Here is a 19593-nt window from a genome sequence, read left to right on the forward strand (position 1 = left end):
TATGTTTTTAACAGACCGGGGGAAAATCCGTCCTCATAATGAAGATACCGGAGGCATCGTCACGCATGCTTCCGGCATTATTTTAGCCGTCGTTGCCGATGGAATGGGCGGACATTCGGCCGGAGACGTGGCAAGCGCCATGGCTTATCAGACGTTAAAGGACGCGTGGGAGGAAAATCCGTCTGTCAATTCAATTGAAGAGGCGTCGGAGTGGCTGACTGACAACATGATGAAAGCAAATGAAGCCATCATCCGCCACGCCCATCATTATCCGGAGCATGCGGGAATGGGAACGACCCTTGTCGCAGCCATCTGCCACCCGTCGTTTACCGTTACCGGAAATATCGGTGACAGCCGCAGCTATATCTGGACGGACCGTACGGTTCAGCAGCAGAGTGAAGACCATTCCCTTGTGCAGGAGCTGTATAATAAAGGACAGATTTCAGCACTCGAAGCGGAGTCGCATCCGCAGAAAAATATATTAACGAAAGCACTCGGCACGGACCGCGGCCTTTCCCCTGACATCTATACGTATGAATGGGGCGAAGGGGACGGCGTGCTTCTTTGTACCGACGGGCTGACGAATAAGCTTGGCGCTGAAGATATGGCCGGGATGCTTGCTTCTCACAAGCACCTTCGCGAAGGTGTGGAAGCGATGGTGCAGGCAGCCAACGACCGCGGAGGCGAAGATAATATTACGATTGCGGTGGTAATGCGGGAGGAAGAGGTATGGACCAACTGATCGGACGCCGTATCAGTGACCGTTATCATATTAAACGCCTCCTTGGAAGCGGCGGTATGGCGTACGTGTATCTCGGAGAGGATATGATTCTGGAACGGCTGGTGGCAATTAAAATTCTTCAGCCGCAGTTTAACGGCGACGAGGAATTTTTGCAGCGGTTCCGCCGCGAGTCCCGGGCAGCCACTATTTTGGGCCATAGAAACACGGTCAATATTTATGACGTTGGCGAAGAGCGGGAGCTGCATTATATCGTTATGGAATACGTGGAGGGCCAGACGGTGAAGGAAATGATCCGCCTGCATGGACCTTTGCCGCTTGCACAGGCGGTACATATGACCAGGCAGCTGCTTGAGGCGCTGATGCAGGCGCACAGTCACGGCATCATCCACCGGGACATCAAGCCCCACAATCTTCTTTCCAACGACCGCGGGGAAGTAAAAGTAGCTGATTTCGGCATTGCCCGTGCTGCGTCTGCTTCCACGATCACACAAACCAATACGATGATGGGCTCCGTCCATTATATTTCGCCGGAGCAGGCGAGAGGCGGAGTGGTAAGTGCACGCTCAGATATTTATGCTGCCGGTATCGTTTTGTTTGAAATGGTGACCGGGGTGATTCCCTACGATGCAGAATCCGCTGTAAGTATTGCTTTAAAGCATATTCAGGAGCCGCTTCCGGACCCGATGCAGCTGCGGCAGGGTCTGCCGCAGAGTCTGTCGAACGTTATCCTAAAAGCTGCGGCTAAAAGTCCGGATGACCGTTACGCGAGCGCCGAAGAAATGTATGAGGACATCCGTTCGGCGCTCTCGGAAGAGAGAAGAAACGAACGCCCTTATTTCATCCAGGAGGGCCACACCAATGCCCGGGAGCGGGGATGGTCGGACCCCCAGGTGGCCGAAGAAGATACGATGGTAGCAGCGCCGGCTGTTCAGGAAGATGAGCAGCAGGATTCCGGCCTGGAAACAAAGGCCGACCGGCAGCCGGAAAAAACTAAAAAATGGCCGTACGTTGTGGCCTGTATACTCGTATTTTCAGGAGCGGCATTTTTTTACTGGCTGCTTCCAGAAATGTTTGTTGTGAGTGGCTCAACGGAATTAATTCCGCACGTCTTTCCCGCAGCGCAGACAGCTGTGTGGGATGCGGACTGGGCAGGAGAGAGCCCAATATTACAAGAAGGGGCGAAGGTATGGCAACAGGTCGAATTGTAAAAGCAGTCAGCGGGTTCTACTATGTGGACAGTGAAGAAGGATATTTTCAGTGCCGGGGCCGGGGACTGTTCCGCAAACAGAAAATCAAACCGCTTGTAGGTGACTTTGTACGGTTTGAAGCAGAAAATCATACAGACGGATACGTACTAGAAATTAAAGAACGAAGCAATGAACTGGTTCGCCCGCCGGTCGCAAATATTGACCAGGCGCTGCTCATATTTTCCGCTGTCGAGCCTGATTTTTCCACCTGGCTGCTCGACCGTTTTCTTGTGCATGTGGAAAACGAGGAAATCAAGCCGGTGATTTTAGTAAGTAAATGGGACAAGGCAGACGAGGAAAAAAGAGAGATGCTGCGCGTCATTCAGAAGGACTATGAGGATATCGGCTATCCGTTCCACTTTTACTCGACGAAAACAGGCGAAGGCATCGAAGAGGCCGCTGCTTATTTTCCGGAGAAGTATTCTCTTTTATCCGGACAGTCGGGAGTGGGGAAATCCTCGCTCCTGAATGCGGTGGCTCCTGATCTTGATCTCGAGACAGCGAACATTTCGGGGGCTCTCGGTCGGGGGAAGCATACGACAAGGCACGTAGAGTTCCTGCGGGTTAACGGCGGATGGGTGGCAGACACGCCCGGGTTCAGCTCGCTTGATTTTGGTTCGATTACAGCTGAGGATCTTGATATCTGTTTTCCGGAAATGCGGGCAAGAATGCCTGACTGCAAATTCCGCGGATGCTCCCACCGGCAGGAGCCGGGCTGTGCCATAAGGCTCGACGTGGAGGAAGGACGGATCCCGTCCCACCGCTACGAGCATTACAAGCAGTTCCACGAAGAAATTGCATCCACTCCGAGGAGGTATTAACGATGATAAAAATAGCACCTTCCATCCTGTCAGCTGATTTTGCGGAATTGGGCCGGGCGGTGAAGGAAATTGATGAAGCCGGGGCGGATTATATACATATCGATGTCATGGACGGCCACTTCGTTCCGAATATCACGTTCGGGCTTCCGGTCATCGAGTCCATTCGTCCGTACAGCGATAAACCGTTTGACGTGCACTTGATGATTGAAAAGCCGGAACGCTACATTGAAGATTTTGCCCGGGCGGGTGCCGACATTATTTCGGTGCATGTGGAAGCGTGTCCTCATGTGCACCGTACGATCCAGCAGATTAAAGAAGCCGGCTGCCGGGCGGGCGTAGTGTTAAATCCGGCAACCCCGGTGGAAATGATCACTCATATTCTGCCGGATGTTGACCTTGTGCTTTTAATGACTGTAAACCCGGGCTTTGGCGGCCAGGCGTTTATTCCGAACGTCCTCGACAAAATCAGAGCAGTGAAAAAAGCGGCGGATGTCGTTAATCCGGAGCTCGAGATTGAAGTGGACGGCGGGGTCAGCCGGGAAACAGCCAAAGACTGTCTCGAAGCCGGGGCGAATGTTCTTGTGTCGGGCTCTGCCCTGTTCAAGCAGGAGGATAAAGCGAAAGCGATCGAAGAATTAAAGCAGTGAATAATATTATTATGTAAACTAAAAACACTCATAAAAAAAGCGGCTCTATGGCCGCTTTTTGCTTTATACGCGTGTGACTTTACCAGATTTTAATGCTCTAGCGGAAACGTATACGCGTTTTGGCTTACCGTTTACAAGAATGCGGACTTTTTGCACGTTAGCTCCCCAACGGCGTTTCGTTGCATTGTTGGCGTGAGAACGATTATTTCCGGCTTTAGGGCCTTTCCCAGTTACATAGCACTTGCGGGACATATGCGGCACCTCCTTATTAATATCAAACAAAATTACCCATACTCAAATATATTAGCACAGAGCCTGTACACACGCAATGTTGATTCGCCAAAAATACAATTATGCTTTTCATTTAAGGAAAACGTGGTTATAGTGATAATGGCATAGTTACTTTGAAAAGAAGCTGGAGCGTCCGGATACAGCCGGCGTCCGGAAAGGAAGGAATCGAGACATGAGTTTCGAAATATATTCGTCAAACGGCACGGTCGATATTACACTCGAAGTGCTTGCCACTGCCGTGGGAGCGGCAGCCATGGACTGCTACGGAATCGTAGGCATGGCGTCGAGGAAACATTTTAAGGACAACCTGTCGGAACTGCTGCGAAGAGAAAATTATTCCCGTGGGGTAGTCGTCCGGGAAGAGGACGGTCTTATCCATATTGATATGTATATTATTGTAAGCTATGGTACGAAAATTTCTGAAGTGGCGCACAATGTGCAGCGAAAAGTGAAGTATCAGCTGCAGAAAATGCTTGGGCTGGACGTGTCCGCTGTGAATGTATATGTTCAGGGCGTTCAAATTGAATCGGCCTCACCATAGGAAGAGACGGATGAAGGAGAGAGAAAAATGGATCAATTAGTACACGGTCCTGAACTGGGAAGGATGCTGAAGCAGGGAGCTTCCGCACTGCAAAAACACAGTAAAGAGGTAGACGCATTGAATGTGTTTCCAGTTCCGGACGGGGACACAGGCACCAATATGAGTTTGACGATCCGTTCCGGCGTCGAACAGCTCAAGGAGAACCAGCATGCCGGAGAGACGGCCAAACACTTTTCCAAAGGATTGTTAATGGGAGCGCGTGGAAACTCCGGCGTTATTTTGTCGCAGCTGTTCCGCGGCTTTGCCAAATCTATGGAAAAAAAGTCTGAGCTCCGTACTCCTGACGTAGCAGAAGCTTTTGAACAGGGAGTGGATGCTGCCTACCGGGCAGTGATGAAGCCGGTGGAAGGAACGATTCTCACGGTAGCCAGGGAAGCGTCCCTTGCTATGAAAAATGAACATAACGCCAGTGAGCTTGCGCTGGAGGAATGGATGCGGCGGTTTTTGAAGGCGGCTAAAGAAGCGCTTGCTTATACGCCCGAGCAGCTGCCCGTCCTGAAGGAGGTTGGTGTAGTTGACTCGGGCGGCCAGGGGCTTGTGCACATATATGAGGGGATGCTGCACGCGCTAACCGGGCAGGAGGAAGAAGAAGGAGAATCTGTGCCTTCGCTTGACCAGCTTGTGAAGCTCGAGCACCATAAGGATCCGGCCGCCCAGGGCGGAGCCGAAGCTATTACGTACGGATACTGTACCGAAGTAATGGTCCGCTTTGCAGACAGTGATCCTTCCTTTCAGGAAGAAGCATTCCGGGAAGAGCTGTCGGCCCACGGGGATTCTCTTTTGGTGGTCTGTGATGAAGAACTGCTGAAGGTTCATATTCACGCCGAAGAACCAGGGAAAATTCTGGAAAAATCCCAGCGGTACGGAGAGCTGATTCATATAAAAATTGAAAATATGCGTGAGCAGAATCGTGCCCTGCAGCAGGAAGGAACGTCAGAAAGGCCTGAGACTTCCGCATCTCTTGTACCCTACGGCTTTGTGACCGTGACGACTGGTGACGGAGTAGCCTCGCTCTTTGAAAGCCTTGGAGTTCAGGAGGTTGTCCACGGCGGACAGTCAATGAATCCGAGTACCGAGGACCTTCTCGAGGCTATCAGCCGGGTGCAGGCGGAGCATGTGTTTATACTGCCGAATAACGGCAACATTGTAATGGCTGCGGAGCAGGCAGCAGACATCAGTGACAAGCAGGTAACGGTTATTCCGACGAAAACGGTTCCGCAGGGTCTCGCCGGCATGCTTGCGTTTGACGAAACAAAAGAGGCTGAGGAAAATGAAGAAGCAATGAAAGAAGCCACCCGGTACGTTAAATCCGGCCAGATCACCCATGCCGTAAGAGAAACCAGCATCGAAGGAAAAAAGATTCAGGAAGGCGATTTTATGGGCATCTGGGAAAAAGATATTGTTACCGTTCATGGGGAAATGAAACAGGCTTTTCAGGAACTGCTTGCACGGATGGTCGACAGCGAGAGCGAAATTATTACGCTGATCAGCGGTGAGGATGTGAGCGAAGAGCTGGCGGATGAACTTGCCGCAGAGCTTGAGCAGGCATACCCGGATGTGGAAATAGAAATGCACACGGGCGGACAGCCGCTGTATCAATATATCGTTTCTGTGGAATAAGCTGCCCCGGGCGGCTTATTTTTTTGTTTCACGCGCAGGAGTAACTCTTTCGCGCGAAAAAGGAAACGTATATAATGAAAGGTGAACAACCGTTCGTATAATACAGCAAAAGCAGGAAGGAAGGGACGGTTTATGAATTCGACGCTTCAATCACCGGTCTCTGACTTAAAAGGTGTAGGAGAAGAAAAGCAGCGGGAGCTCGAGCAGCTTGGTATTACCACGATTGACGACCTGCTTCATCATTTCCCTTATCGATATGAAAACCACGAAGTGGTTCCTATAGAAGAATTGAAGCACCAGGAAAAAGTAACGATTACCGGCGAAGTGCAGTCGGAGCCGTCTGTGCGTTTTTTTGGCAAAAAAAAATCCCGGATGACCGTACGGATATTAATTGATCATTTACTGGTAACGGCGGTGTTTTTTAACCGGGCGTTTTTAAAAAAGCAGATAGAAGTCGGCAGGAAGGTAACTATCACCGGAAAGTGGGACAAGCACCGACTCACCATCTCAGTGCAGGATTTTCGGGCCGGCGCCCCCGACCCGGCGAAGCAGCTTGAGCCAATCTACAGCGTGACCGGGAGTCTGACGGTCAAGCAGATGCAGCGTATTCAGGCAGAAGCCGTAAAACACGTCTCGCAGGTAGTCCCTGAAAACCTGCCGGAAGAAATCCGCGAACGGTACCGCCTGCCGGGAAAACCCGAAACATTTCAGGCGCTTCACCAGCCAGAGAGCCGGGAACAGCTGAAGCACGCAAGAAGGCGCTACGTCTATGAAGAACTGCTGTTTTTTCAGTTGAAGATGCAGATGTTTAAACGAATGGAGCGCCAGTCAGCCTCAGCGGTGCCATTTGTGTATGATGCAGAGGCGACGGCGGATTTTGAAAAGCAGCTGCCGTTTCCGCTCACGAATGCGCAGAAAAGAGTAGTGCGGGAAATCCTTGAGGATATTGAGGCTCCCATCCGGATGAACCGGCTTTTGCAGGGGGATGTGGGCTCCGGAAAAACAGTGGTGGCCTCGATTGCCATGCAGGCCGTATTTACCGGAAACGCCCAGTCGGCTCTGATGGTGCCGACAGAAATTCTTGCCGAGCAGCACTATGAGTCTCTTCAGGAGCTGTTTGCAGGAACAGAGGTGACTGTGGGTCTGCTGACCGGTTCGATGCGTCAGAAGGAAAAGCGGAACGTCTATGAACACATTACCGACGGCACCATCGATATTATCATCGGCACTCATGCCCTCATCCAGGAGCCGGTGCAGTTTAATAACCTGAAGCTTGTCATCACTGATGAGCAGCACCGGTTTGGGGTCGGTCAGCGCCGGATTCTTAAAGAAAAAGGGGAGGACCCGGACGTATTGTTTATGACTGCCACCCCGATCCCCCGTACGCTTGCTATCAGCGTCTACGGGGATATGGACGTGTCAGTGATTGACGAAATGCCGCCGGGCCGGAAACCGATTGAAACCTACTGGGCGAAGCCGCAGATGCTTGAGCGGGTGCTTCGTTTTGTGCAGAAAGAAATCGATCAGGGGCGGCAGGCCTATGTCATCTGTCCGCTCATTGAAGAGTCAGAAGCGCTCGATGTTCAAAACGCGATTGACGTGCACGCCCAGCTGATGCAGTTCTTCCCGGGATATCAGGTCGGCCTGATGCACGGACGTCTTCCGGCAGAGGAAAAGGAGGACGTCATGCAGCGGTTTGCCAGCCATGAGCTTGATATTCTCGTTTCGACGACGGTCGTAGAGGTCGGTGTGAACGTGTCAAACGCCACGATGATGGTGATTTATGACGCAGAACGCTTTGGCCTTTCCCAGCTGCATCAGCTGCGGGGCCGTGTTGGACGCGGAGAGCACCAGTCCTATTGTGTGCTTTTGGCCGACCCTAAATCCGAAACCGGCCAGGAGCGGATGAATATCATGCAGGAAACCGAGGACGGGTTTGTCCTTTCGGAAAAAGACCTGGAGCTGCGCGGGCCGGGAGATTTTTTTGGAAAAAAGCAGAGCGGACTGCCTGATTTTAAAATTGCGGACGTGGTCCATGACTTTAAAGCGCTCGAGACCGCCCGGGACGATGCGGCGAAATTAATACGCAGCGAGGTGTTCTGGAAGGATGAAAAATACCGGCCCCTCCGTGAATATCTTGAAGAAGCCGGGGCCTTTCAAAAAGATAAACTGGATTAGTGGTTGAAATGAAAGAAATCGGTCTATATACTACTATTAGTACCTACTCATAGAAGTGGATGATTATTATGGCCCGAAAAAATAAAAAGGCAAGGCAGGAAGAACTTCAGACTGTTATTGCCTCTAATCCTTTTATTACCGACGAAGCACTGGCCCGGTCATTTCAGGTGAGCGTCCAGACTGTCCGTCTGGACCGCCTGGAGCTCTCGATCCCGGAGCACCGGGAGAGAATCAAGCACGTTGCTAAAGAAAGGCTTGACGAAGTCAAGGCGCTGCCGCTCGAAGAAGTGATCGGGGAGGTTATTGACCTCCATCTGGACCACGAGGCGATCAGCATACTTGAAATTACCGAGGATCACGTATTCTCAAGGAACGGCATTGCGCGCGGGCATTATCTGTTTGCGCAGGCGAACTCCCTTGCTGTAGCCGTGATCAACGATGAACTGGCGCTTACGATGCGCTCCTCGCTTGAATTTAACCGGCAGGTGCTTCTCGGAGAACGAATTATTGCCAAAGCGGTCGTTACAAAAAAGACCGAAAGAAAAACATATGTTACGGTAACAAGCCGCGTGCAGGGGGAAGAAGTGTTTCAGGGCGAATTCGTCATGTACCGTTCCCACGCTGCTTCGGTGAGCGAATAAGGAGACTAAAAAAATGAGAATTGTAGTCGATGCGATGGGCGGCGATCATTCTCCTAAAGCCCAGGTGGCTGGAGCAATGGCTGCTGTTCAAGCTTTTAAAGATATCGAGATTACACTGGTGGGCTCTGAGCCTCAAATAAAAAAACATTTATCCAAGACGGAACGTATTGATATTTTGCATACCGATGAAGTGATTGACGGGGACGAGTCCCCGACCAAAGCCATCCGTCGCAAAAAGCAGTCCTCGATGGTTCTTTCCGTACAGGAAGTGAAAGAGGGCCGGGCAGCGGCAGGTATTTCTTGCGGCAATACAGGAGCTTTTATGACGGCAGGTCTCCTGCATATCGGCAGAATACAAGGCGTAGAGCGCCCGGCACTTGCTCCGACACTCCCGACAGTGGACGGCAGCGGTTTTCTGCTGCTTGATGCCGGAGCGAATATGGATGCAAAAGCGAATCACCTGTACCAGCATGCGATTTTAGGCAGTACATATATGCAGCTGGTACGGGGCATTGAAAACCCTCGGGTCGGACTTGTTAATATTGGCACAGAAAAGGGCAAGGGCAATAATTTAATGAAAGAGACGTATGAATTGCTCGAGCATGCTCCGGTGAATTTCGTCGGAAACGTGGAATCAAGGGATCTGCTCGATGGTGTCTGTGACGTAGCGGTCTGCGACGGCTTCTCCGGAAACCTCGTGTTAAAATCCATCGAAGGCACTGCATCCACTCTGTTTTCGCTTCTGAAAAAAGAATTTATGGCAAGTCTGCGGACAAAGCTGGCTGCTGCCATGATGAAAACAGGCCTGACGCATCTACGTGAGAAAATGAATTACTCCAATCACGGCGGCGCTACGCTTGTGGGCCTGCAGGCGCCGCTGATTAAATGTCACGGGTCATCCGACCATATTTCCGTCTATCATTCGATCCGCCAGGCCCGGCAGATGGCCCAGGAAAACGTGACACACCTTATGCAGAAGCACTTAGAAGAGTAGGAGGCATTACAATGGGAAAAACGGCTTTTATTTTTCCTGGTCAGGGATCCCAGTTTGTTGGAATGGGAAAAGAATTATATGACAACGCTCCGACGGCCCGTACCGTCTTTCAGGAAGCAGATGAAGCGCTTGGATACAGCCTGACCGATATTATGTTTAACGGCCCGGAAGAAACATTAACCCAGACAGAATACACGCAGCCGGCACTGCTTACAATGAGCTCCGCCCTTCATGCGCTTGTGGAGGAAAAGGGCGTGCAGGCCGATTACACCGCCGGCCACAGCCTCGGAGAGTATTCGGCGCTGGTGGCAAATGGCGCGCTCAAATTCGCAGACGCCGCTGCTGTTGTGGCCAAACGGGGAAAATGGATGGCTGAAGCGGACCCCGAGGGTAAAGGAACGATGGCCGCAGTTATGGGCATGGAGCGTGAAGATCTGCAGGAGCTTGTGGATGAAGCTACAGAAGCCGCTGATAAAGTACAGCTGGCCAACCTGAACGCCCCCGGACAGATTGTTATCTCCGGAAGCCGGGAAGGCGTGCGCTATGTGGAGGAGCACGCTCCGGACCGCGGGGCGAAGAAAGTGGTGCCGCTGCAGGTGAGCGGTCCTTTTCATTCCTCGTTTATGAAGCCGGCGGAGGAAAAGCTGGCGGATGCTCTGCAAAACGTTGAGATCCGCGGGCCGCGCCGCCCGCTCATAGCGAATGTGGATGCCAAGGAAACCTCGGACCCATCCGCCATCCGTCAGCAGCTGATTGCGCAGGTAACCTCCCCGGTTCACTGGGAAGATTCGGTGCGCCGCCTGATTGACCTTGGTGTAACGGAATTTGTAGAAATTGGTCCTGGCAGCGTCCTGAGTGGAATGATCCGGAGGATTCAGCGCCGCGGCCTGGATGTACATGCAGTACAGGACGAAGCATCGCTGGATAAATGGCTTGAAAAAAGGAGTGCATCGTCATGAATTTCGAAGGACAAAGCGTGCTTGTAACCGGGGCGTCAAGAGGTATCGGCAAAGCCATCGCCCTTGGCTTTGCCGCTCAGGGAGCGAACGTTGCGATCAACTACGCCGGCAGCAGGGAAAAAGCCGAGGAAACCGCTTCGGAGTGCAAAGAGCACGGCGTAAAGACGCTTGTGATCCAGGCGGATGTATCGAATGAATCGGATGTCAAAGAAATGCTCAAGCAGGTGACAGAGGAATTCGGCGGTATTGACGTGCTTGTAAATAACGCCGGTATCACGAAGGATAACCTGTTAATGCGCATGAAAGAAGACGAATGGGATGACGTCATTGATACAAATTTAAAAAGTGTGTTTTTAACATCCCGGGCAGCGGCCCGTCCGATGATGAAAAAACGGGGCGGAACGATCATCAATATGGCTTCTGTCGTAGGAACGACCGGCAACCCCGGACAGGCGAACTATACGGCATCAAAAGCAGGAGTAGTCGGGCTCACGAAAACGCTCGCCCGTGAGCTTGCTTCGAGAAATATCCGGGTGAACGCTGTCGCACCAGGGTTTATCTCCACGGAAATGACCGACGAGCTCGAAGAAGACACGAAGGAGCAGATGATGCAGCAGATTCCGCTTCAAAAGCTCGGGGAGACGGAAGACGTGGCCAATACGGTGTTGTTTCTCGCTTCAGACAGCGCCAAATATATGACCGGGCAGACGCTGCATGTTGACGGCGGCATGGTAATGCCATAAAATATCGGTGACACAGCGGTTTCATTCGCGCTCAGAAGTGGAAAGAATGGAATGAAGCCGAAACGATTCTTTAAAGGAGGTGAAAGGAATGGCAGAAACACTCGAACGTGTGAAAAAAATCGTTGCAGACCACCTCGGGGTGGATGAGGCGAACGTCAATAAAGACGCGACCTTTAAGGAAGATCTCGGCGCGGATTCTCTGGATGTAGTAGAATTAGTCATGGAACTGGAAGATGAATTTGATCTGGAAATTTCTGATGAAGAAGCAGAAAAAATTCAAACAGTCGGTGATGTAATCAATTACATAGAGAAGCAGTAGTAGAAAGCAAGCCCACGTCCTGTGTAAGCGGGCTGGGCTTTTCTATGTAATACCCGACATTATTTTAAGGGAGGTTCATTTTTGCCAAAACCTACATCGTCCAAAAGCCAGTCCAGGGAGAAAGCAGTATTTACAGCCAGACAGCATGAACTTATGCAGTCCATTCTCCGCGAGCTGCAGGTTTCATTTGCAGACGAGCAGCTGCTGCGCCAGGCTTTCACGCACTCTTCCTATGTAAATGAACATCGCATGAAGCACGTAAGGGATAACGAACGTTTGGAATTTCTCGGCGATGCTGTATTGGAGCTGGCGGTTTCCAATCATTTGTTCCGCGAATTTCCTTCCATGACGGAAGGCGATATGACAAAACTCCGCGCCGCAATGGTATGTGAAGCTTCGCTAGCTAGCTTGGCCGAGGAATTGCAATTTGGAAATGTGGTCCTTATGGGGAAAGGCGAAGAAATGACGGGCGGCCGGACCCGGCCGGCGCTGCTCGCAGACGTATTCGAATCGTTCGTCGGAGCAATGTATCTTGATCAGGGACTTTCAAACGTCGAGCAGTTTTTGGAGCGCTTCGTCTTTCCGAAGCTCGACGAAGGGGCGTTTTCCGTGACAGCCGATTACAAAAGCCAGCTGCAGGAATTCGTCCAGAAGGAAAACCTGGGCGTGATTTCCTATGAAATCACCGATGAGCAGGGGCCGGCCCATAACAGGGAATTTCATTCGGCGGTCTCCTTAAACGACGCGCGCGCCGGTGCCGGCCGCGGACGGTCAAAAAAAGAAGCGGAGCAGCGGGCAGCCCAGGCTACCCTTGAACAGCTGCAGCGCCGTGAATAAACGAAATTAAAAAAACAACCGCCAAACGCTGGCGGTTGTTTAAATGTGCGGATCAGCCTTTGCGCAGATGGCCGAGCTCGGAAACGATGGCCTGCATCTCGCTGACGCTGATATTATTTTTGGAATCCACCATGTCGTAGATTTCTTTAATCTCATGGTATTGATCGACGTCATAATGCTCCGGCTGCATTACAGAAACATTGACGATCTGTAATTTTTTCTGCAGTTCGGTAATCATGTAATCCAGGTTATCACGGCTTGCTTGTTCTAAACTCATGCGAATTTCTTCTCCTCCACTCCGTCCAGTTTAAAAACCCGTGGTTCATCTCTTTAAAAAGCTTCCACGGTGTTTTAATGACAACGTTAATATTATTGTAGTGGTTTTTCCCGCGTTTGACAAAGGGGGATTTAGGTCGAGTTCTGCCAGCGTGCGTGTTGTGATAAAATATAAACAGCGGAGGACAGCGCCCGGCGCTGTCAGTACATACTATAAAATAAGAGGGGGCATACCTTTGTTCCTGAAACGAATAGAAATTAAAGGGTTTAAATCGTTTGCCGACCGTTTACATATTGATTTTAACCCCGGCATTACGACCGTCGTCGGCCCGAACGGCAGCGGCAAAAGTAATATTTCCGACAGCATCCGGTGGGTACTCGGGGAACAGTCGGCCCGGTCGCTGCGCGGCGCCCGCATGGAAGACGTGATATTTTCCGGAAGCGATACCCGGCGTGGGCTGAATATTGCGGAAGTTACGCTCGTGCTTGATAATGAAGACGGAAGCCTTCCATATGAATACAGTGAAATAAGCGTGACACGCCGTTTGTACCGCTCCGGAGAAAGCGAGTATCTGCTGAACCGGACAAAATGCCGCCGCAAAGATATTATTGATCTGTTTATGGATTCCGGCATGGGAAAAGAATCTTTTTCGATTATTGGCCAGGGCCGGGTCGAAGAGGTGTTAAACAGCCGGCCGGAAGAGCGGCGGGCGATGTTTGAAGAAGCTTCCGGGGTATTGAAATACAAGCAGCGCAAGCAGGAAGCTGAAAGAAAATTTGAATCAACAGAGGCGAACCTGCACCGGGTAAAAGACATTCTGCATGAATTGAATGAGCAGATGGAGCCGCTGCAGATACAGGCATCCGAAGCGAAGGACTACCTCGCCAAGCGTGAAGAGCTTGAAGCGCTGGAATCGGCTCTGCTCGTGCATGAAATTGAAGAACTGCATTCCGATTGGAAAGCAGCCCAGGAGCAGGAGAAAAAAGAAGAGCAGCACAACAGACGCTGGAAGCAGAAAAAAGAACAGACGGAAGCGGCCGCCCGCAAAGCCCGGGCTTTCGAAGCGCTGCTTGCCCGGTTCCACCAACAGGTGCAGAGCGGCTATGTGGAAGCGGCCAGAAATCTCGAAAAACGTGAAGGAGACCGTAACCTTTCAAATGAACAGGGAAAACATGCAGCCGAAAAGCTAGAAGCAGAAAAAAAAGCACTCGAGGAAGACGAGGCAAAGCTGAGCAGCGTAACAAACGCTTACCGGGAGCAAAAAGAACGGTATGAAAAAGAAAACGAAGCTCTCACGAGCGGGATGAATGAACTGCGTTCGGTTCAAAAGCAGCTGCGCTCCTACCAGGAAATGAACGGAAAAGACCTTGAAGAAGAAAAAAGCGAATACATTGAAAAACTCAATGAACAGGCGTCTGTAGGAAACGAAACCCGATACGTGACAGACCAGAAAGCTTCTCTCGAGCGGCGTATGAGAGCATTGAAAGAGGATAATCAATCGTTTCTTGAAGAGCGCGGGAATTCCGCGCAGCTCGTTAAGGAGCAGAAAAAAGAAGAGGAAGCGCTCTCCCTCCAAACGGAAAACGCGCGCTCGGAAGCTGAAGCAGCCACCAGAGAAGAAGAGCGCCTGGAAGAAAAATTAAAAGAGCAGGAAGACAAACTGTATAAAGCGTACCGGTACGTTGACGAAAAAAAATCAAAAATCCGTATGCTTGAAGAAATGCAGGAGGAGTATGCCGGCTATTACCAGGGGGCCAAAGAAATTTTAAAGGCCCGGGAACAAAAGCTTTCAGGCATTATCGGCTCGGTGGCTGAGCTGATGGATGTACCGGGAGAATATGTGGAGGCGATGGAAACGGCGCTTGGCGCTTCCCTCCAGCGTATTGTGACGCAGACCGAAAAAGACGCACGCGAGGCAATTGCGTATTTGCGCAAGCATCAGAAGGGGCGGGCGACGCTGCTCCCCTCCGAAACGGTGCGTCCAAGACGGGCCGACCGGTCCAGCTATGAAAAAGCACAGACGTTTACCGGTTTTGTCGGCACGGCCGGAGAGCTTGTGCATGTCCGCCAGGGATATGAGCATGTCCGTGACCAACTGCTCGGCCATATTTTTGTAGTGGACCAGCTGGAAACGGCTAACCGCCTGGCGGCAGCGTGCAGCTATAAAATCCGCATCGTCACTCTTGAAGGAGATGTCGTAAACCCCGGGGGCTCGATGAGCGGAGGGAAAATGCAGAACCAGAAGGGCACGCTTCTCGAAAAACAGCGTGAGCTTCGCGAGTTAAGAAATAATTTATCGGAAATAGAAGAAAAGACTGCAGCCTGGGAGAAAACAGTTGATCAGACGAAGCAGGCTGTAAAAAAGCAGAAAGCGGCTGCGAGCGATAAGCAGCAGAGAGCCCGGGAGTATACCGGGCAGCTTGAGGAGAAAAAGGAAGCACGCCGTAAAAGTGAGCAGGAGCACGACCGCCTTGATTCCCGTCTCGGCATGTTTGACCGGGAATATTCCTCGCTTGAGGAAGAGAAAGAACGTCTTGATGAGCGTCTGCAGGTGCTTGAAGAAAACCGGGCAAGAGTCGAAAAAGCCATTGGAGAACTAAAAGCATCGATCGACGCACTCGAGCAGGAGTACTCCAGGCGGGACGAGGAAGAAGCAGCACTTCGGGAGCAGGAAACAGAAGCCAAAGTGCAGACGGCGGCGCTCCGGGAAAACGTTTCTGCCCAGCATAAAGAAAAAGAGCGGCTGCAAAGGGAAAAGGAAGAACTCGAACAGGCGGTGGCCGGGCGTAAAGAGCGGGCGGCTGCCTGGGAGGAGCATTTAAATAACGACCATAGCAGCCAGGACTGGGATGAATTGGTCGAAGAAGCGAAAGCTGCTAAGGAAAAGATTGAGCGGCTGCAGGAACAGCTGAATGAACAAAAGAATCGTGCAGCCCGTGCTGCAGAACAAATCGAAGCAACAGCCTCAGTTCAGAATGACCGCTTTCAGGAAAGCCGGGACCGTCTTCATGAAACAACGGTGCGCATGAACCGTCTCGATGTGACGCTCGAAAATAAAATCACCTACCTGCAGTCAGAATATGAATTATCGTTTGAACGGGCGAAACAGAAGCATACGCTGTCCGTAAGCCCGGAGCAGGCAAAAGACGAAGTGCACCTGCTTCAGCTTGGCATCGAAGAGCTCGGAACTGTGAATCTCAGGGCGATTGAAGAATGCGAACGGGTCACGGAGCGTCACCGCTTTTTAAGCAGCCAGCAGGAGGATCTGATGGAGGCAAGACAGTCGCTGCAGGATGTGATCGATGAAATGGACACAGAAGTGACGGAGCGTTTTGCCGCTACGTATCATGCGATCCGCGAAGAATTTCAGCACGTCTTTGCGAAGCTGTTTGGCGGCGGGGAAGCGGATCTGGTGCTTACGGATCCGGAGAATCTGCTTCATACGGGAGTGGATATTTCCGCCCGGCCGCCCGGTAAAAAAAGGCAGCACCTGTCTCTTCTATCCGGTGGGGAGAAGGCGCTGACAGCCATCGCGCTGTTGTTTGCCATTATTAAAGTAAAACCGGCTCCGTTCTGCGTACTGGACGAAGTGGAAGCCGCTCTTGATGAAGCGAACCTCGTACGCTTTGCGAAATACCTGCGCTCGTTCAGTGAAACGACTCAGTTTATTGTGATCAGCCACCGTAAGGCTACCATGGAGGAAGCCGATGTACTTTATGGAATTACAATGGAAGAATCAGGCGTATCAAAAATGGTATCTGTCCGCCTGGAAGAAGCGGATGAACTACTGGAAGTGTAAGGAGTGAAAAGCATGAGTCTTTTTCAACGATTAAAAAAACGAATGGCCGGCGAAGCGGCGGAAGAAGAAGCCAGGGAAGAAGCGAAGCAGGAAGCACAGGAATCAGGTAAAGAAGAACCCGAAGAAGAACGGCGTGTTTCGCTTTCGAGCCGTTTCCGTGAAGGGCTGGCAAAAACAAGATCTTCTTTTTCCGAAGCGATGAATGAACTGTTTGCCCAGTACCGCGAAGTAAATGAAGATTTCTTTGAAGAACTCGAAGAAATTTTGATCAGCTCAGATGTCGGTGTGGAAACTGTGATGGAAATCATCGACGAGCTGCGAAACGAATCGCTCCTGAAAAATATCCGGACGACGGAAAAGCTCACTCCGCTGATTACGGAAAAAATGGCGGAAAAGCTGGACCGCACCGGAGAAGATTCCAAGCTTAACATGAATCCGGACGGTATGACTGTCATGCTTTTTGTCGGCGTGAACGGCGTCGGGAAAACGACAACGATCGGGAAAATGGCCCATCAAATGAAAGCAGAAGGAAAAAAAGTTGTTCTCGCAGCCGGGGACACGTTTCGTGCCGGGGCAATTGAGCAGCTCGAGGGCTGGGGAGAGCGTGCCGGAGTGGACGTTATCAAGCAGCAGGCCGGCAGTGACCCGGCGGCGGTCATTTACGATGCGATCAAGTCAGCAAAATCTAGACAGGCAGATGTGCTTCTCTGTGATACGGCAGGCCGTCTGCAGAACAAGGTCAATCTAATGAATGAGCTTGCGAAAGTAAAGCGTGTTATTACGCGGGAAATTCCCGAGGCACCTCACGAAGTGCTTCTCGTTCTGGACGCTACCACCGGCCAGAATGCCATGAGTCAGGCAAAAACCTTCCGGGAGGCAACGGAGGTTTCCGGCATCATCTTAACGAAGCTTGACGGGACCGCGAAGGGCGGTATTGTAATGGCGATCCGCAACGAATTGAACATTCCGGTAAAAATGGTCGGGCTCGGAGAAAAGCTGGATGATCTGCAGCCATTCGAAGCGGAGGATTTCGTTTACGGGCTGTTTAAGGATATGATTGAACAGACGCCGGCCGATGCAGAGGAGCGGTAGCATCCGGTTACGCAATTTCTTGACAAGAAACGCTGTGGTTCGTAAGATGAACTGTAAAGTAATTGCACTTAACGCCAGAGGTGGTATGCATGCTCGAAAAAACAGTTCGGATGAATTCACTGTTTGATTTTTACCAGCCGCTGCTGACAAACAAGCAGCGGCTCTATTTGGAAAGGTATTATTTAGACGACTTTTCGCTGGGTGAAATTTCGGAGGAATTTAACGTCAGCCGTCAGGCGGTGTACGACAATATCCGGCGCACCGAGACGATGCTTGAGGAATATGAGGAAAAACTTGGATTATATAAAAAATACCAGAAGCGCCTGGCGCTGTACGAGCAGTTAAAGGCGCTGGCTCCGGACGATTTCCCGGAAAAAACGCAGCTGCTTGAAGCGGTAGAGACGCTGGAAAATTTAGAAGAGGAAGGGGTTTCGTAATGGCATTTGAAGGATTAGGCGAACGTCTGCAGTCCACGTTTGACCATATGAAGAGCCGTGGGAAAGTTACGGATGAAGACGTTAAAGCAATGATGCGCGAAGTACGGCTCGCGCTGCTTGAAGCAGACGTCAACTACAAAGTCGTAAAGCAGTTCGTCAACAGCGTAAAAGATCGTGCGACCGGCCAGGAAGTGATGAAAAGCTTAACGCCTGGCCAGCAGGTGGTCAAGGTGGTCAGCGAAGAGCTGACCCAGCTGATGGGCGGCGAACAGGCGGAAATTGCAAAAGCGGCTAAAGCGCCGACGGTAGTAATGATGGTCGGGCTGCAGGGCGCCGGGAAAACGACGACATCCGCAAAAATTGCGAATTATTTGCGGAAAAACAAAAACCGCCAGCCTCTGATGGCGGCAGCGGACGTCTACCGTCCGGCAGCGATTGATCAGCTCGAGACGCTGGGCCGGCAGCTGAACATGCCCGTCTTCTCTCTCGGAACCGAAGCAGACCCGGTTGATATTGCCAAACAGTCGCTCGCAAAAGCTAAAGAAGAGCATTACGATTATCTGTTTATTGATACAGCCGGCCGTCTGCACGTGGATGATTCTTTGATGGACGAGCTGCAGCGTATGAAAGAAGCAGTCAATCCGGATGAAATCATGCTCGTGGTGGACTCGATGACCGGGCAGGACGCTGTCAACGTGGCAGAAAGCTTTAATGAACAGCTCGGCATTACCGGCGTGACGCTGACGAAGCTTGACGGGGACACCCGCGGCGGGGCAGCGCTGTCGGTTAAATCGGTGACGGATAAACCGATCAAATTCGCCGGTACCGGAGAGAAAATTGACGCCATTGAACCGTTTCACCCGGAACGGATGGCTTCAAGAATTCTCGGCATGGGCGATATGCTCTCCCTGATTGAAAAAGCACAAACCAATGTGGATGAAGACAAAGCCAAAGAGCTTGAAAAGAAAATGCGGTCGCAGGATCTCACGTTCGACGACTTTCTCGAACAGCTCGGCCAGGTGCGTAACATGGGATCGATGGAAGATATTATGAGCATGATCCCTGGCGCCGGCAAAATGAAAGGCCTTAAAAATGTCCAGATGGATGACAATCAGATTACACGGGTGGAGGCAATCGTTCGTTCCATGACCAGAGAGGAACGCCAGCATCCATCTTTGATGAACGCAAGCCGTAAGCGCCGGATTGCCAAAGGAAGCGGCACGACGATCCAGGACGTAAACCGTCTGCTCAAGCAGTTTGAGGACATGAAAAAAATGATGAAGCAGATGACTTCGCAGCAGAAGGGCAAGAAAAAAGGCAATTTTTCGATGCCATTCATGTAAAATTT

The 19593-nt window shown here is 51.3% G+C and carries 19 protein-coding genes; 17 read left to right on the plus strand and 2 right to left on the minus strand.

Annotation, left to right across the window (positions count from 1 at the left end; all coding sequences use genetic code 11):
• The first annotated feature begins 1 nt into the window (after nucleotide 1).
• The 4 genes from ACTRXF_RS00885 to rpe are packed head-to-tail and all read left to right on the plus strand — an operon-like array spanning nucleotide 2 to nucleotide 3457.
• The gene (locus ACTRXF_RS00885) at nucleotides 2-742 is read left to right on the plus strand and encodes a Stp1/IreP family PP2C-type Ser/Thr phosphatase (RefSeq protein WP_474260827.1); all 741 of its coding nucleotides are present in this window, start codon (nucleotides 2-4) and stop codon (nucleotides 740-742) included.
• Entirely contained in the window at nucleotides 730-1950 is a 1221-nt protein-coding gene (gene pknB, locus ACTRXF_RS00890) for a Stk1 family PASTA domain-containing Ser/Thr kinase (protein ID WP_474277285.1), read from the plus strand. The genes ACTRXF_RS00885 and pknB overlap by 13 nt, the downstream gene beginning before the upstream one ends.
• Nucleotides 1929-2810 carry a ribosome small subunit-dependent GTPase A gene (rsgA, locus tag ACTRXF_RS00895; protein ID WP_474260432.1) on the plus strand — a complete coding sequence of 294 codons (882 nt, stop codon included), beginning with the start codon at nucleotides 1929-1931 and terminating at the stop codon, nucleotides 2808-2810. The genes pknB and rsgA overlap by 22 nt, the downstream gene beginning before the upstream one ends.
• A gap of 2 nt (nucleotides 2811-2812) precedes the next feature.
• Entirely contained in the window at nucleotides 2813-3457 is a 645-nt protein-coding gene (gene rpe, locus ACTRXF_RS00900) for a ribulose-phosphate 3-epimerase (RefSeq protein WP_474277288.1), read from the plus strand.
• A gap of 63 nt (nucleotides 3458-3520) precedes the next feature.
• On the opposite strand, the gene rpmB is transcribed toward rpe, so the two are convergent.
• Nucleotides 3521-3709 (minus strand): 50S ribosomal protein L28, encoded by a 189-nt coding sequence (gene rpmB / locus ACTRXF_RS00905; protein WP_022792731.1) that lies wholly within the window; start codon nucleotides 3707-3709, stop codon nucleotides 3521-3523.
• A gap of 211 nt (nucleotides 3710-3920) precedes the next feature.
• Between rpmB and ACTRXF_RS00910 the strand changes: the two genes are divergently transcribed.
• From ACTRXF_RS00910 to rnc, 9 genes are all read left to right on the plus strand, one after another.
• Complete coding sequence (locus ACTRXF_RS00910) at nucleotides 3921-4289, plus strand: Asp23/Gls24 family envelope stress response protein (protein ID WP_322524635.1); 369 nt, start codon at nucleotides 3921-3923, stop codon at nucleotides 4287-4289.
• A 27-nt stretch (nucleotides 4290-4316) separates the two neighbouring features.
• Nucleotides 4317-5969, plus strand: coding sequence for a DAK2 domain-containing protein (locus ACTRXF_RS00915; RefSeq protein WP_474277290.1), 1653 nt, complete (start codon nucleotides 4317-4319; stop codon nucleotides 5967-5969).
• Nucleotides 5970-6101: 132 nt separating this feature from the next.
• The gene (gene recG / locus ACTRXF_RS00920; RefSeq protein ID WP_474277293.1) at nucleotides 6102-8147 is read left to right on the plus strand and encodes an ATP-dependent DNA helicase RecG; all 2046 of its coding nucleotides are present in this window, start codon (nucleotides 6102-6104) and stop codon (nucleotides 8145-8147) included.
• Between the two features lie 68 nt (nucleotides 8148-8215).
• Nucleotides 8216-8788 (plus strand): transcription factor FapR, encoded by a 573-nt coding sequence (gene fapR, locus ACTRXF_RS00925; protein ID WP_474277296.1) that lies wholly within the window; start codon nucleotides 8216-8218, stop codon nucleotides 8786-8788.
• Nucleotides 8789-8801: 13 nt separating this feature from the next.
• Complete coding sequence (plsX, locus tag ACTRXF_RS00930; protein ID WP_474277299.1) at nucleotides 8802-9782, plus strand: phosphate acyltransferase PlsX; 981 nt, start codon at nucleotides 8802-8804, stop codon at nucleotides 9780-9782.
• An 11-nt stretch (nucleotides 9783-9793) separates the two neighbouring features.
• Nucleotides 9794-10741, plus strand: coding sequence for an ACP S-malonyltransferase (fabD, locus tag ACTRXF_RS00935; protein WP_474277302.1), 948 nt, complete (start codon nucleotides 9794-9796; stop codon nucleotides 10739-10741).
• Nucleotides 10738-11484, plus strand: coding sequence for a 3-oxoacyl-[acyl-carrier-protein] reductase (gene fabG, locus ACTRXF_RS00940; RefSeq protein WP_474260446.1), 747 nt, complete (start codon nucleotides 10738-10740; stop codon nucleotides 11482-11484). The genes fabD and fabG overlap by 4 nt, the downstream gene beginning before the upstream one ends.
• Before the next feature lie 88 nt (nucleotides 11485-11572).
• A complete protein-coding gene (acpP, locus tag ACTRXF_RS00945) occupies nucleotides 11573-11803 on the plus strand; it encodes an acyl carrier protein (RefSeq protein ID WP_462865279.1) in 231 nt (76 codons plus the stop codon).
• 153 nt (nucleotides 11804-11956) lie between these two features.
• On the plus strand, nucleotides 11957-12640 hold the full coding sequence (rnc, locus tag ACTRXF_RS00950) for a ribonuclease III (protein WP_474277703.1): 684 nt from the start codon (nucleotides 11957-11959) through the stop codon (nucleotides 12638-12640).
• Nucleotides 12641-12692: 52 nt separating this feature from the next.
• On the opposite strand, the gene ACTRXF_RS00955 is transcribed toward rnc, so the two are convergent.
• Entirely contained in the window at nucleotides 12693-12917 is a 225-nt protein-coding gene (locus ACTRXF_RS00955) for a DUF1128 domain-containing protein (RefSeq protein ID WP_298784279.1), read from the minus strand.
• A 235-nt stretch (nucleotides 12918-13152) separates the two neighbouring features.
• Between ACTRXF_RS00955 and smc the strand changes: the two genes are divergently transcribed.
• The 4 genes from smc to ffh all read left to right on the plus strand — a co-directional run bounded on the left by smc (nucleotide 13153) and on the right by ffh (nucleotide 19588).
• On the plus strand, nucleotides 13153-16716 hold the full coding sequence (smc, locus tag ACTRXF_RS00960) for a chromosome segregation protein SMC (protein ID WP_474277305.1): 3564 nt from the start codon (nucleotides 13153-13155) through the stop codon (nucleotides 16714-16716).
• A 12-nt stretch (nucleotides 16717-16728) separates the two neighbouring features.
• Nucleotides 16729-17808, plus strand: coding sequence for a signal recognition particle-docking protein FtsY (ftsY, locus tag ACTRXF_RS00965; protein WP_474260451.1), 1080 nt, complete (start codon nucleotides 16729-16731; stop codon nucleotides 17806-17808).
• An 89-nt stretch (nucleotides 17809-17897) separates the two neighbouring features.
• Complete coding sequence (locus ACTRXF_RS00970) at nucleotides 17898-18245, plus strand: putative DNA-binding protein (protein ID WP_474260453.1); 348 nt, start codon at nucleotides 17898-17900, stop codon at nucleotides 18243-18245.
• Nucleotides 18245-19588, plus strand: a complete 1344-nt coding sequence (ffh, locus tag ACTRXF_RS00975; RefSeq protein ID WP_474277308.1) for a signal recognition particle protein — start codon at nucleotides 18245-18247, stop codon at nucleotides 19586-19588. The genes ACTRXF_RS00970 and ffh overlap by 1 nt, the downstream gene beginning before the upstream one ends.
• Nucleotides 19589-19593 lie beyond the last annotated feature (5 nt).

The sequence above is a fragment of the Marinococcus sp. LNHM3E3-2.2 genome (assembly GCF_056034385.1).